The organism is Amycolatopsis sp. Hca4, from assembly GCF_013364075.1.
Lineage (GTDB): Bacteria > Actinomycetota > Actinomycetes > Mycobacteriales > Pseudonocardiaceae > Amycolatopsis.
Window position 1 is genome coordinate 1,575,369 of sequence record NZ_CP054925.1, and the last position, 14,369, is coordinate 1,589,737.

The following is a 14,369-nucleotide window of genomic DNA, read 5'->3' on the forward strand; positions in this document are numbered from 1 at the left end:
GTTCAGGCGGGCTCGGCGACGAGGGCGGCGATCCGGCCGATCAGCCCGGGCACGTCGCCCTGCTCACCGTCCAGAAGCCACTGTCCGAGCTGGACGGACGCCTCGACGACCGTGGCCGCTCGCGCGCAGCGACGCTCGGCGAACTCGGTCCAGAGGCGGTCGTCGAGGGTTTCCGCGGCCAGCAGCAGTTCGGTCAGCACCCCGGCGTCTTCGAGCGCTTGGGCGCCGCCCTGGGCCAGGGTGGGCGGGCAGGAGTGCGCCGCGTCGCCGATCAGCACCACGCGCCCCCGGTGCCACGGCGCCGGCAGGACGTGGGTCTCGAACAGGGTGTAGTTGACCCGCGACGCGTCGGTCAGCGTGGCGCGGACGTCGTCCCACGGGCCGTGGTACGCCGAGGCCAGTTCGCGCATCGTCGTGAGCCGTTCGGCCGGGGACAGGCCGCTGCGGTCCTGCGCGGCCTCGACGACGTAGGCGTAGAGGGTGTCCTCGCTGGTCGGGCAGTAGCCGGCGATGTAGGACGGCCCGCCGTAGAACAGGTCGGTCCGGGTCACCGAGGCCGGACGCGGGCCGAACGCGCGCCAGATGCCCATGCCCGTCGCCCGGATCCCCGGGTCGATGCCCAGCAGGCGGCGGACCGACGAGCGGATCCCGTCGGCGCCGGCGACGAGGTCGTAGCGGCCGGTCGAGCCGTCGGAGAAGGTGACGTCGACGCCGCTCGCGTCCTGGGCCAGCTCGGTGACCGTGAGCCCGAAGCGGACCTTGACCCCGGCCGAACCGGCGCGCTCGCGCAGGAGGCGCGCCAGGTCCGGCCGGGGCATCCCCAGCGTGGCCGGCAGGTCGGGGCCGCCGGTCCGGACGTCGGGGAATTCGGCGAGCAGCGTCCCGGCGGGGTCCGGGGCACGCAGGCCGAGACTGTCGAAGCTGTATCCGTGTGCCTGCACGGCTTCCCAGAGACCGAGCTTGCGCAGCTCGCGCAGGGCGTTGCCCTGCAGGGTGATGCCGGAGCCGATGGCGGCGATGTCCGGCTTCAGCTCGATCAGGTCGACCGCGACGCCGTGGTCGGCGAGGTGGATCGCGGCGGCGGTGCCGGCGAGGCCGCTGCCGACCACGAGGACGGTGTGCACGGCGGGCATGGGGACTCCTTTGTCCGGTGCGGGAGCTACTTGACGGCGACGGGCGCGACCGGCGCCCCGACCGCGCCGGTCACCGGCAGCGGGTCGGCGGTCAGCCAGAACTCGTACCGGCCGTCGGCGGCGCAGTCCGCGGCCAGTGCGTCGAGGTCCCACATCTCCCCGAGGAACAGCCCGATGTGCGGGATGGCGACCTGGTGCAGCGGCTGGAAGGCGTCGTCGAACTCGTTGGGCCGGACCTCGAAGCCCCAGGTGTCGGTGGCGATCGCGGCGATTTCGGTGTCGTGGAGCCACTCCGCCGTGGTGAACGACAGCCCCGGCGCGGGCCCGCCCGCGTAGTCGCCCCAGCCTTCGCGCCGCGCCCGTGCGAGCCGCCCGGTCCGCACCAGGAGCACATCGCCGCGGCCGACGTGCGCGGTTTCCCCTTGCGCGGCCATGGTTTCCTCGAGGTGCGCCACGGTGATCGCGAACCCGTCCGGGAGCTCGCCGTCCGTGCCGAGCGCGCGGCCGACGTCGAGCAGGACCCCGCGCCCGGCGATCCGGCCCGACGCGGTCTCGATCCCGGTGACGCGGTCGCCTTCGCTGGTCACGACGTCCCCGGCCCGGCGGCCGTTCCAGGCCACGCCGTGGTCGAAGATGTGCCCGAGCCCGTCCCACTGCGTCGACGCCTGCAGCGGCATGAACACGACGTCGTCGGCGCCGCCGATCCCGTGCGGGAAACCCTGCGTGCCGCGTTCGGCGTCCAGGCCGGTGTCCAGCATGGTGTGCACCGGGTTCGTGCGGCGGCGCCAGCCCTTCTGGGGGCCGTCCGCGTCGAACCGCTGTGCCAGCGGAAAACCGACGCCCCGGCGGACCAGGGCCGCGCCTTCGCGGCGCTTGCCGTCGTCGAGGAAGTTGAGGGTGCCGAGGACGTCGTCGGCACCCCAGCGGCCCCAGTTGGAACAGCGCTTGGCGGCGGCGGCGATCGCGGCTTCGGGATCGGTGCGGTCCATGCCGCTCACTGTGCGGGGACCACAGCATCAGGGAAGACGAAATAGGTGATGCACGTTATCCATGCGGTGGATAACCTGAGGTGGTGAACCTGGCGAGTCTGGACCTGAACCTGCTCGTGACGCTCGACGCGCTGCTCGAACACCGCAGCGTGAGCCGCGCGGCCGAGCAGGTCGGCCTCAGCCAGCCCGCGGTTTCGGCCCAGCTGGCGCGGCTGCGCCGCCACTTCGGTGACGAACTGCTGGCCCGCTTCGGCAACCAGTACCGCCTCACGCCGCTGGCCGTCCAGCTGCGCGGCCGCGTGCGCACCGCGGTCAACGGCGTCGAGCGCGTGTTCGCCGCCGAGCCGGACTTCAACGCGGCGACCACCGCCCGGGAGTTCTCCCTCGCCATGAGCGACTACGGCGTCGCGGTCCTCGGTGCCCCGCTGGCCGCCGCACTGGCGCAGGAGGCGCCCGGCGCCCGCGTGCGGTTCATCGCCAACACCCCGGCGATCGTCGACAACGCCCGCCAGGCCCTCACCGGCATCGACCTGCTGGTGCTGCCGCACGGGTTCCTCCACGGCCTGCCGCACCGCGACCTGCACCGCGACGACTGGGTCTGCCTGGTCGACGCCGGGCACCCGGCGGTGGCGCACGGGCTGACGGTCGAGCAGTTGCGGACCATGCCGTGGGTGGTCTCCTACCACGGGCCCACCGCGTCGACCCCGGCCGCGCTGCAGATGCGGATCCTCGGCATCGAGCCGCACGTCCAGGTGGTCACGGAGAATTTCCTGACCGTCCCGGGCCTCGTGGCGGGCACCGACCGGGTGGCCCTGCTGCAGCGGCGGCTCGCCGAGCGCATCCCGGCCGAGGAGAACGTGCGGGCGCTGCCCTGCCCGTTCGAAGCCGGTCCCCTGGTCGAGGCGGTCTGGTGGCACCCGATGTACGAGCACGATCCGGAACACCAGTACCTGCGCGACCTGCTGGCCCGGATCGCCGCCGAGGTCGCCGAGCATCCACCGCGCTGATACCGCGGTTCAGCAGAAGTGATTTCCGCTTCCCGCACCGCGGAACCCACACTTTCGGCACTTCCCTGACCCAACGACGGAACTCAGGTGCCGACATGCCCGAAACCCCAGCCGTGAACCTGTCACCGGCCGCCACCGCCACCGGCCGACGGGCGACCGCCGGGCCGGTCCAGCTCCTCCTGCTGCTCGCCGGGAGCTGCCTGTCGGTGCTCGGCGCCGTGCTCATCGCCCCCGTCCTGCCGCAGCTGAGCAAGGCGTTCGCGGACACGCCCGGCGCCGACGTCCTCGTGCCGATCGTGCTGACCGCGCCGGCCCTGCTGATCGGGCTGACCGCGCCGTTCGCCGGCGTCGTCGCCGACCGGATCGACCGGAAACGGTTGCTGCTGCTGGCAATGCTGGCCTACGCGGTGTTCGGCACAGCTCCGCTCTACCTGGACTCCCTCGCCACGATCCTCGCGAGCCGGGTGCTCGTCGGGCTGTGCGAGGGCGCGATCATGACCTGCTGCACCACCCTCATCGGCGACTACTGGTCCGGCGCGCGCCGGGCGCGTTACCTGAGCCTGCAGACCCTGGTCGCCACGTTGTCGGCCACCGTGTTCCTCGCTCTCGGCGGGGTGCTCGGCGCTTCGGGCTGGCGCACGCCGTTCTGGTTGTACGCCGTCGCCGCGCCGCTGGCGATCCCGATGGCGCTCAAGCTGTGGCAGCCCCACCGCCGCACCGCCGGGCGGCCGGCGAGCCTGCCCTGGCGCCGGCTGGCCGCACCTTGCCTCATCACCTTGTTCGGCGGCATCGTCTTCTACGCCCTGATCGTCGAACTGTCCTTTGTGCTCACGAGTGTCGGCGTGACCGCGACCGGGACGATCGGCGCGGTCTCCGCGGTGATGTCACTGGCGACGGCCGCGGGAGCGATCGCGTTCAGCCGCCTGTCCGGCCGGACGCCTCGGGTGCTGCTGCCGGTCGAGTTCGGGCTCGCCGCCGTGGGGCTCCTCCTGGTGTTCGCCACGACCTCGCCGGCGGTCATCACCATCGGCGCGGTGTGCACCGGCTTCGGCACGGGCATGCTCCTGCCGACCCTGCTGACGTGGGCGGTCAACCGGCTCACGTTCGACCAGCGAGGCCGCGGCACCGGCCTGTGGACGGGCACGCTGTTCATCGGCGAATTCGCCTGCCCGCTGGCCCTGGCCGCCATCGGCACCGGCACGGGCGGCCTGCAGGGAGCGCTCGCGGTGCTCGGCATCGCGTCCGCGATCGCCGCGGTCCTGACGGCGTTCCTGCTGCGGCGGAACAACCAGCCGCTCGACGTCACCGAAGGCTGACGGGAGGGGCGACACGGGTGATCAGGGTGATGCCCCTCCGGACACACGTGATGCCCCGGGGCGCCCGCGTGATGCCTGTCGGCGCACGCGCGGCGGTGCCCACCGGAGGTGGTGGTTCAGCCTCCGACGGCGCGTCCGGCCTTCGCCCAGTTCTCCCGCAGCGTGGTCACGTACTCCTGCGCCCGCGCGCCCGGTTCGGTCCCCTTCGCGAAGGCTTTCATGTTCGCCGGGCCCGCGTTGTAGCCGAGGGCGAGCAGCTCGTCGGTCGTGTACGTGCCGCGCGGTGGTGGGCGCGGTGGTGGGCGTGGTGGTGGGCGGGGCGGGTGACCGGCTCGGCCGGTGCTGTCGCCGGGGCGGGGCGGGGTCGGCCGGGATGCTGCACCCGGCCACCGCGACCCCGACGACAGTAACCACGCACAATGTCTTCCACACGCGATCCACCATGCCCGCGGCGCGGGCTCAGATCCGGTAGAAGTCCGTGTAGTGGTTCGGCGAGAACCACACCACGCCCGTGGTCAGGTCGACGATGATCCGGTAGGCGTCGCGGGCCGCGCCGCACGCGCGGGGGTAGACGTCGAACTCGCGGAACGAGTGGCCGGCCGGCAGCTCGCCTTCACGGTTCTGGTAGGTGCCGCCCGCGTAGTTGCACTGGCCGCCCGGCCAGTCGTACCAGCCGCGCGTGCCGGGGTACCCCTTGCCCTGCCACGTCGTGTTGGCCGAGCGGGCGGCCGAGCAGCGGGTCTGGGTGCAGGAGCTGTACACGGTGGCGTCGGCGACCGCGGTGCAGACACCGAGCGTGGCCGCCACCGCGGTCACGGTCACGGCGAGCCGCCGCGCGGTCCGGGAAAGCATCGAAGCGGGCACGGAACCTCCTCGTCTCGTACGGGCTCCGGAATGGTGACCGCCGAGCGTCGCCGGAAGGCGACCGGGAACGTACCGATCCGGTGAACTTCCGGCGACCGGCGGGTGACCCGAGGTTTTTTCCGGGAGGCGGCAACCTTTCGCCGTCCGGCGGCAACCAGGTGGCGAAGCCCGCCCGACCCCGAGGAGTGCTGCGTTGAGACTGACCAGGTCCGCCGGTGCCCGGCACCGGATCCGCAAACCCCACCGCGGCCGCCCGGTGGCGATCGCGCTGGCGCTGGGCGTTCCCGCGTTCGCCGCGCCGCACCTGCTGTTCACGCGCGACGGCGCCGAGCCGGTGCGGGTGGACTCGGCCTCCTACTACCTGTTCCTCTCCGTGCGCGACGGCAGCGCGCTCGACGCGGCCGGTGGCGGCGCCACGAGCCGGCAGTGGCGGCTGGAACCGGTGGGCGGCGGCTACTGCCTGCTGGTCAACCGGGACAGCGGGAAGGTGCTGGCCGTGCGCGCGTCCGCCACCGAGGTGGCCGAGGTCGAGCAGCAGCCGGGCACCGGTGCCGCCGCCCAGCAGTGGCAGCTGCGCGACACCGGCGGTGGGGCGCTGAAGATCGTCTCGCGCAGCGGCGGGATGGTACTGGGCGTGACCGAGGGCACCGGACGGCGCGCGGTCGCCCGGTCCGCCGACCGGGGCGGCGCCGACCAGCGGTGGACCCTGGCGAAAGCCGCCGATCCGGGCGCGGCCACCCGGGTCGGCGCCGGGCCGGACGACCGCGGCGTACTGTACGCCGAACCGGCCACGGGCTCGTGACCGGCGGGCCGCCGCCCCGGGCGGGGCACGGGTAGGAAGAGGACAGCCGAGACCCATGTTCCTCGAGGACACATCGAGGGAGTTCCACGACTTCTTCGAACGGCACTACGCCGGATTGGCCCGGTTCGCCTTTCTCCTGACCGGCGAGCCCGACGCCGCCGACGACCTCGCCGCCGACGCCCTGATCGCCCTGTGGCAGCGCTGGGACCGGCTGCGCGGCGCCGAGCGCCCGGTCGCCTACGCCCGCGGGGTGGTCGCGAACCTGGCGCGGGAACGGGTCCGCAGCGCGACGCGCGAGCGCCGCCGGATCGCCCTGTTCTGGCCGCCGGGCGCGCAGCACGACCGGAGTCCCGACGTGGCCGCCGTGGTGGACGTGCGGGCGGCGCTGGACCGGCTGCCGTTCGGGAAGCGGGCCTGCGTCGTCCTCAGGCACGCCTTCGACCTGTCCGAAAAGGACACCGCGCGGGCACTGGGCATCTCGGTGGGCGCGGTGAAGAGCCAGACCTCGAAAGCGCTGGCCGAGCTGGAACGCCTGCTCGGCGCCGGCGCGGCCGGGCACCTGGCGACGGAACGGAGGAGCCGGTGAACGAAGAGATCGGCAGGCGGCTGCGCGAAGCCGCCGAAGCGCACCAGCCCGACCGCGAACGGATCCTGGCCCGCGTGCACCGCGGTGTGGCGGGCACCGCGGTGCGGCCGCGGCCGGGTATCGCCCGGTCGTGGCCGAAGGTGGTGCTCGCCGGCTCCGCCGCGGCCGGTGTCCTGGCCGTCGCCGGTTTCGCCGTCGCCGGGAGCGGCCAGACGACGCCGGCGCGCCCGGACGGGGACACCACGCTCTCCGTGCCGGCCACCACCGCGGCGCCCAGCGCCTCGCCCTCCCCCACCGGCCCGGCCTCGCCGCCCGCTCAGGGGCAGCCGAACCGGACGACCACCGGACGGCCGTCGCCGAGCACCCCGCCGCCGGCCACCCCGGCCGTCCCGGCGGGTGCCCGGGTCACCGACGGGCCGCTGTCGGGGCAGGGCGCCGTCGACCCGCACAGCACCGTGTTCTGGTCCCAGAGCAAGCTCACCGTGGACGCGGGCCGTCCGCTGACCGCGTTCGTCGTGGAGGTGCGCGTCGCGCAGACCGGCGGGGTGCAGAGCACCGGTCAGTGGCAGACCGCGCCCGCGGACGATTTCACCGTCACCGCCCAGGAAAGCGACGGTGCGGTGGTCTTCCGCTGGGTGCTCAAGCCGGGCCGGACCGTCCCGGCCGCGCAGCAGATCTTCGCGGTGCAGTACAACCACGCCGCCGGCCCCCGCGACGCCGGTCTCGACACCTACCGCGTCGAGGCCACGGCCCCCGACGGCAGCCACACGATCCGCGGCACCTACCGCTGAGGCCGCCGTCGGGGAGGTGGGCTCAGAGCCCGAGTTCGGCGCCGAGGGTGTCCAGGGCCTTGCTCACCAGGGCCTGGGCGTTGCTGTTGAGGGTGGCGTTGGTGCCGTTCACGACCCAGGACGCCCCGGAGAAGATCACCACCGTCACGCCGTTGTCGACGCCGCCGGTGGTGCCGCTGCTGGGGATGCCGAGCAGCGAGGCCGCCTTCACCGACGCCTCCCCCAGCTCGCGGGAGTCGTTGTCCGAAGTCGTCTGGCTGTTGCCGGTCTGCGTGTCGCCGAAGATGGCGCCGATGACCTTGCCCTTGTAGAACACCAGCGCGAACTGCCTGCCCTTGATGCCGTGTTCCTTGTAGAAGAAGTGCGGGCAGGGGCTCTTGCGGTCCCAGCAGTCGTCGCCCAGCACGTAGAACGGCACGTGGTGCGCGCCCAGCTGCTTGCCGTTGCTGTCCTGGAAGGTCGTCTGGCCCTGGTGGTCGGGATCGGGGTCGGGGTCGCTGCCGTCGGTGTCGACGGCCAGGCCGGAGCTGTAGGCGTAGACACCCGGCGTCACCTGGTACACGTTCACGTTCTTCGCCCGCGTCATGGTGTTGATGTGGGCCTTGGTGTTGACCTTGTTCGCGGTCGTGCTGTTCTTCTTGACGCCGGCCAGCACCTGGGCGGCGGTGTACGAGGGGGCGGCGTCCGCCGTGGCGGCGTCGGCGGTCTTGACCGCGAACGGTGCCACGAGCGTCAGAGCGGCGGCCACCACAGCGGAGCGGCTACGGGATGACATGAGCGGGACCCTCCTCCGATAGTTAGGAAAGTTACCTAACAGAGGGAACCACCCGGACGTCCGGCGACGGAACACTTTTACTCGGATTTTAGGCAATCGTCCCGGTGTCCGGGGCACCCCGGCTGCCCACCCCTGACCTGCGGCGGAATCCGGCGGCTGCCCGATAAGCCGCGAACCGTGGCCGTTCGGGCAGTCCGGCACGAACGGGAACACCCGCCGTGGCGGCATTGCTATCCTCCCGCCGGGTGAGCTCGGAGGGGGACGTGCACCGGGCGCCGACCCGGTCCACGAAGAGCTGCGGAAAGGTCGTCCGGTGAGCAACCCGCTGGTCGCGGAAACCAAGGACTCCACGAAAGCGTATTCGGGCATTTCGCTGCTGGAAACGGCGAACGACCTGAAATCGGCCATCGAAAGCGGCGACTGGGCGTCGGTCGCGATGGGAGCGGTCGGCACGGCGCTGGACGCGCTGTCGATGGCGATGGACCCCTTCGGGGCGATCCTCGCCGCCGGGGTCGGCTGGCTGATCGAGCACGTCGGCCCGCTCAAGGAAGCGCTCAACGGCCTCACCGGCAACGCCGACGAGATCGCCGCCCAGTCCGAGACCTGGAAGAACATCGCGACCGAGCTGGGCAGCGTCGGCGAGGACCTGACCAGCATGGTCGAGACCGACGTCTCGTCCTGGACCGGTGCCGCCGCGGACACCTACCGGCAGCGGGCGCAGGACACCGTGACGTTGCTGGAGACCGCGCAGAAGGGCTGCGAGGGCGCGTCCAGCGGGGTCAAGACGGCCGGTGAGGTCGTCGCGGCGGTGCGGGCGCTGGTGCGGGACATCATCGCGGAGCTGGTCGGGCACCTGATCAGCTGGGCGCTGCAGGTGGTGTTCACCCTCGGCATCGGGATGACCTGGGTGGTGCCGCAGGTGATCGGCGCGGTGGCGAAGACCGCGTCGAAGATCGCGGACCTGGTGAAGCGGCTGGTCACGGCGTTGAAGGCACTGATCCCGCTGTTGAAACGGGCCGGGGACCTGTTCGGGGACGCGGCGAAGGCCCTGCGGAAGATCAAGCCGGGCAAGACCGCGCCGCCACCCAAGCACGCGGACATCAAGGGCGGCCCGAAGGACATCGGTGGGCCCCACGGCAAGGGCGGCCCGGACGCGCCGCCGCCGAAGGGCGACGGCACCACGCCTTCGGGGGCGAAGGGCGACGGCACCAGCACTTCCGGCGCCAAGGGCGACCCGCCGCCGCCGAAGAACGACCCGCCGCCGGCGTCCAAGGGGCCCGACGACACGCCGTCTTCGAACGGCGGCACCACGCCTTCCGGCGGCGGCAAGGGCCCGGGCGGCGGCAAGCCGAGGGACGGCGGGGGCAAGCCGCGCGACGGCGGGCTGGCCGACCACAACGGCGCGCCCAAGGAGAACTCGACCCCGGTCGACTGCCGGCCGGGCAGCGGCGACCCGATCGACATGACGACCGGCCGGATGATGCTCGGCCAGACCGACGTCGAGATCGACGGCGTCCTGGCGCTCGTGCTGGAGCGCAGCCACTTCTCCGGCTACCGCAGCGGTGTCCACTTCGGACGATCCTGGGCGTCGACCGCCGACCAGCGCCTCGAACCCGGCGACGGCCGCGTCGACTTCGCCGCCGAGGACGGCACCCTGCTCGTCTACCCGGTCCCGGGCGCCACGGCCGTCACGCCGGTGGACGGCCCGTGGTGGCCGCTGCGGCGGCTCGGCGACGAGTACCTCCTCGACCAGCCGGACCTCGGCCGTTCCCTGCACTTCCCCGCCGGCGGCGACACCGGCTGGCTGACCGCGATCTCCGACGCCGACGGCCACCGGATCACCTTCGACCGCGACACCGGCGGCGTCCTGCGCGAGGTCCGGCACTCGGCCGGGCACCGGATCGCGGTCGCCACCGACGGCGGCCGGATCACCGAGCTCGCCTCCGTCGGCGCGGACGACGGCGACCGCGTCACCCTCGCCCGCTTCGCCTACGACGAGCGCGGGCACCTGACCGAGGTGGTCAACTCGTCGGGCCGGCCGTACCGGTTCGGCTATGACGACGCCGGCCGCATCACCGCCTGGCGGGACCGCAACGGGTGGGGCTACGAGTTCACCTACGACGAGCGCGACCGGTGCGTCCGCGGCACCGGGCCGCGCGGGGTGCTGAGCTACAGCTTCGCCTACGACCGGGAAAACCGCGTCAACCGCGCCACCGACTCGCTCGGGCACACCACCACCTTCGAGCTGAACGAGGAGTTCCAGCTCGTCCGGGAGACCGACCCGCTCGGTGGCGTCACGACCTACGAGTGGGACCGGCACGACCGCCTGCTCGCCACCACCGACCCGCTCGGCCGCGTCACCCGCTACGGCTACGACGAGCAGGGCAGGCGGACGTCCGAGACCCGCCCGGACGGCAGCGTGCGCAGTGTCCGCTTCGACTCGCGGGGCCGCCCGCGGGCGGCCGTCGAGCCCGACGGCGCGGTCTGGACCTACGACTACGACGACGCCGGCCGGCTCGTCGCGACCACCGACCCGATGGGCGGGGTCCGCCGCTACGGCCACGACGAGCGCGGTGCGCTCAGCTCGTTCACCGACGAGGAGGGCCGCACCACCGGGATCGAGTGCGACGCGCTGGGCAAGCCGCGGGTGGTCCTCGACCCGGCCGGCGGCCGGACGACCTACGGCTACGACCGGCTGGGCCGCGTCGAGTCGGTCACCGATCCGGCGGGGCACACGACGCAGTTCGCGTGGACGGTCGAGGGCGAGCTCTGGAAGCGCATCTCCCCCGACGGCGCGGTGGAGCGCTTCACCTACGACGGCGAGGTGAACGCGACCGAGCGGACCGACGCCACCGGGGCGGTCACCCGCACCGACTTCGGGCCGTTCGACCTGCCCGTCTGCGAGATCGCCCCGGACGGCAGCCGCACCCGGTTCGAGTACGACACCGAGCTGCGGCTCGTCGCGGTCACCAACGCCACCGGCGCGCAGTGGCGGATCCACCGCGACGCGGCGGGGCGGGTCATCGGGGAGACCGACTTCGACGGCCGGGTCGTCACCTACCGCCGCGACGCCGCCGGGCAGCTGCTGGAAAGCGTCCCCGGCACCGGAATCCCGACGACGTACACGTGGGACGCGCTGGGCCGGCTGACCGGCAAGCGCTGCGGGGACAGCGTCACCACGTACGCCTACGACGCCGCGGACCGGCTGGTGCGGGCGACGAACGCCGACGCCGACCTCACCCTGGCCTACGACCGCCTCGGCCGCGTGGTGGCGGAAAGCTGCAACGGCCGGGAAGTCCGGTCCCGGTACGACCGCAGCGGGTTGCGGACCGCGCGCCACACCGCCGGCGGCGTCACCAGCACCTGGACCTACGACGCGGCGGGCGCCCCGGCCGAGCTGGCCACCGCCGGCCGGTCCATCCGGTTCGCCCACGACGCCGCCGGGCGCGAGGTCGAGCGCGTCCTCGGCGGGGCGACGCTGGCCCAGCGCTGGGACGCCAACGACCGGCTGGTCGAACAGGTCGTGGCCGGCCCGGACGGGCAGCCGCGGCAGCGCCGCGCCTACCACCACCGGGCCGACGACGTGCTCGCCGGCGTCGACGACCTGCTGTCCGGCCGCCGGGACTTCGCGCTGGACCGGCTGGGCCGCGTCACCGGGCTGCGCCACCGGACGGGCGTCGAGCGCTACGCCTACGACGCGCTGGGCAACGTCACCACCGCCGACTGGACGACCCGCCACGCCACCGCGGGCTCCCGCGAGTACACCGGGACGCAGGTCCGCCGCGCCGGGGACGTCCACTACCGCTACGACGAACTGGGCCGCCTGACCGGGCGGCGGCAGCCGGGCGGCGAGTGGACGTTCGGGTGGAACGCCGACGACCGGCTCGAGCAGGTCCGGACGCCGGACGGCAGCGAGTGGCGCTACGCCTACGACGCGCTGGGCCGTCGCGTGGCGAAGCGGCTCCTCGGGCCCGGCGGCACGACGGCCGCCGAAACCACCTTCGTCTGGGACGGGCTCGTCCCGGCCGAGGAGATCGTCACGACGGCGGGTGCGCCGGCACGGGTCACGACGTGGGACTGGGAACCCGACCGGCCGGTGCCGGTGAGCGTGCTGGACCGCCGGTCGCGCGCGGACGGCGGCGTCGACGAGCAGTTCCACGCCGTCGTCGCCGACCTGATCGGCAGCCCGGCCGAGCTGGTGGACGAAACCGGCCGGATCACCTGGCACGCGACGCAGACGCTGTGGGGCGTGGAGACCACGGCCCCGGCGCCGACGCCGCTGCGGTTCCCCGGCCAGTACTTCGACGCCGAGACGGGTCTGCACTACAACGTGAACCGGTACTACGAACCGGAAACCGGCCGGTACATCAGCCCGGACCCGATCGGCCTCGGCGGTGGCACCAACCCGCACGCCTACGTCCGCAACCCGACCGGCTGGCTCGATCCGGTCGGGCTCAAGGGCGGGAAGGGCAAGTGCAAGGGCGGCAAGGCGAACAACCCGGTGCTGGCCAACAACCGCCCGGGCCAGCCGGTGTTCCACGGCAACGCGAACGTCCCGGTGACGGAGATCAGCGACAAGAAGTTCGTCGGCATCCTGCAGAACCTCGCCGCCGGCCGCGGCGAGGGAGCACGCCGGGCGAAGGAACTGCTGCGGCAGATGGAGGAAGGCCGCGGCTGGCAGCAGACGGCGGGCATCCACCAGGGCGGCCTCGGCGGCGCCGCGGGCCACGCGGACCCGAGACCGCACATCACGGTCAACGTCGGCGGCCGCGGGTACCACGTGCACGTCGGGAGTTCGAACGGGAACCTGTTCGCGCAGGACATCACGCCGAACCCGATCCGCTGAGGCAGGCGACTGGTCCAGACCAAACAACATACGTCTGATGCCCACTTTCGCCCGCGAAGTGGACAACTTGCCGGAGCCTGCCGACGACCTGGTGTAGACATCATACGTCTGCTACGGTCGTCGGCAGTTCCGCTCGGTCCGCTGCGACGATCGCGGGGTCAGATGACTGCTGAAACACGCGTCACACCAAGAAGAACCGTCCTCAAACACCTCGGCCTGGCCGGCGGCACGGCGGCCGCGAGCGCGCTGCTCGCCGCGTGCACCGGTGTCCAGGAAGCCCAGAACGGCGGCCGGTCCGGGCCGTTCCCGAGCACGCCCGGCTGGCGGTTCGTGTTCGTCAACCACGTCACCACGAACTCCTTCTTCGTCCCGACGCGGTCCGGGCTCGCCGACGCCGCGGCGCTGCTCGGGCTGCCCGAGCCGCAGTGGACCGGCTCGGAAAACGGGAACGTGGCCCAGATGGCGAGCGCCATGGAGACCGCGATCACCGGCAAGGCCGACGGGATCGCCGTCGCGCTGACCGACGACAACGCCTTCGTCGAGCTCACCAAGCGGGCGCTGGGCGCGGGCATCCCGGTGATCGCCTACAACGCGAGCGCGGCGGGCAACTACCCGCTCGCCTACGTCGGCCAGGACCTGTACCTGTCCGGATTCCGCATGGGGCAACGCATCGCGCAGAAGGTCACCGCCGGCGACATCCTGGTCGGCATTTCGCAGCCGGGCGGCAACAACGTCCAGCCGCGGCTCGACGGCATCACCGACGCGCTCAAGCAAGGCGCTCCCGGCGTGCAGGTCCGGTCCGTGAACACCGGTGCCGAGCAGGCCGGCGAGCTCAACGCGATGACCGCCGCCTACACCGGAAACACCGGGGCGAAAGGGATCTACGCGGTCGACGCCGGCAGCACGGCCGCGTGCGCGAAGCTCGTCGCCGACCGCGGATTGGCCGGCAAGATCGGCAGCGGCGGGTTCGACCTGCTCGACGACACCGTCACCGGCGTGAAGAGCGGCGCGCTCGACTTCACCATCGACCAGTCCCCGTACCTGCAGGGCTTCCTGTCGGTGCTGTACCTGTACCTGTTCCGGTTGTCCGGCACGCTCGTCGCGCCGCCGGCCACCGACACCGGCCTCACCTTCGTCACCAAGGAGAACGTCGGGCCGTACGCGACCGCCCGCAGCCGGTTCGAGGGCGGGGACAACAAGGACGTGATCGCCATGCCCGCCGCCATCCCGTTGCCGCCGGCGACGGTGCCGAGCCGGTAG

Annotated in this window: 11 protein-coding genes; 7 read left to right on the forward strand and 4 right to left on the reverse strand. The window is 72.9% G+C overall.

The features are described from left to right. Positions 1-2 precede the first annotated feature (2 nt). Positions 3-1,133, reverse strand: coding sequence for an FAD-dependent oxidoreductase (locus HUT10_RS06805; protein WP_176170383.1), 1,131 nt, complete (start codon positions 1,131-1,133; stop codon positions 3-5). Between the two features lie 26 nt (positions 1,134-1,159). After that, complete coding sequence (locus tag HUT10_RS06810) at positions 1,160-2,122, reverse strand: cyclase family protein (protein WP_176170384.1); 963 nt, start codon at positions 2,120-2,122, stop codon at positions 1,160-1,162. An 83-nt stretch (positions 2,123-2,205) separates the two neighbouring features. Here HUT10_RS06810 and HUT10_RS06815 point away from each other — a divergent pair, with 83 nt between their 5' ends. Together HUT10_RS06815 and HUT10_RS06820 are read left to right on the forward strand one after the other, a co-directional pair. Continuing rightward, positions 2,206-3,129, forward strand: a complete 924-nt coding sequence (locus tag HUT10_RS06815) for a LysR family transcriptional regulator (RefSeq protein WP_176170385.1) — start codon at positions 2,206-2,208, stop codon at positions 3,127-3,129. 95 nt (positions 3,130-3,224) lie between these two features. Further along, positions 3,225-4,445 carry an MFS transporter gene (locus HUT10_RS06820; protein WP_176170386.1) on the forward strand — a complete coding sequence of 407 codons (1,221 nt, stop codon included), beginning with the start codon at positions 3,225-3,227 and terminating at the stop codon, positions 4,443-4,445. A gap of 459 nt (positions 4,446-4,904) precedes the next feature. Here HUT10_RS06820 and HUT10_RS06825 read toward each other — a convergent pair whose 3' ends face one another. Next, a complete protein-coding gene (locus HUT10_RS06825; protein WP_176170387.1) occupies positions 4,905-5,309 on the reverse strand; it encodes a ribonuclease domain-containing protein in 405 nt (134 codons plus the stop codon). A gap of 193 nt (positions 5,310-5,502) precedes the next feature. Between HUT10_RS06825 and HUT10_RS06830 the strand changes: the two genes are divergently transcribed. From HUT10_RS06830 to HUT10_RS06840, 3 genes are read left to right on the forward strand one after another with little or no spacing between them, the layout of a single operon-like run. Continuing rightward, positions 5,503-6,111 carry an RICIN domain-containing protein gene (locus tag HUT10_RS06830; protein ID WP_254896723.1) on the forward strand — a complete coding sequence of 203 codons (609 nt, stop codon included), beginning with the start codon at positions 5,503-5,505 and terminating at the stop codon, positions 6,109-6,111. Between the two features lie 55 nt (positions 6,112-6,166). Further along, positions 6,167-6,697 (forward strand): SigE family RNA polymerase sigma factor, encoded by a 531-nt coding sequence (locus HUT10_RS06835; protein ID WP_176170388.1) that lies wholly within the window; start codon positions 6,167-6,169, stop codon positions 6,695-6,697. Next, positions 6,694-7,488 carry a hypothetical protein gene (locus HUT10_RS06840; protein ID WP_176170389.1) on the forward strand — a complete coding sequence of 265 codons (795 nt, stop codon included), beginning with the start codon at positions 6,694-6,696 and terminating at the stop codon, positions 7,486-7,488. Before HUT10_RS06835 ends, HUT10_RS06840 begins: the two co-directional genes overlap by 4 nt. A gap of 22 nt (positions 7,489-7,510) precedes the next feature. Here the strand turns inward: HUT10_RS06840 and HUT10_RS06845 are convergent, their stop codons facing one another. After that, entirely contained in the window at positions 7,511-8,263 is a 753-nt protein-coding gene (locus HUT10_RS06845) for a glycoside hydrolase family 75 protein (protein ID WP_254896724.1), read from the reverse strand. A 313-nt stretch (positions 8,264-8,576) separates the two neighbouring features. Here HUT10_RS06845 and HUT10_RS06850 point away from each other — a divergent pair, with 313 nt between their 5' ends. Beyond that, positions 8,577-13,109, forward strand: coding sequence for an RHS repeat-associated core domain-containing protein (locus tag HUT10_RS06850; protein WP_176170390.1), 4,533 nt, complete (start codon positions 8,577-8,579; stop codon positions 13,107-13,109). A gap of 162 nt (positions 13,110-13,271) precedes the next feature. Then, the gene (locus HUT10_RS06855; protein WP_176170391.1) at positions 13,272-14,369 is read left to right on the forward strand and encodes a substrate-binding domain-containing protein; all 1,098 of its coding nucleotides are present in this window, start codon (positions 13,272-13,274) and stop codon (positions 14,367-14,369) included.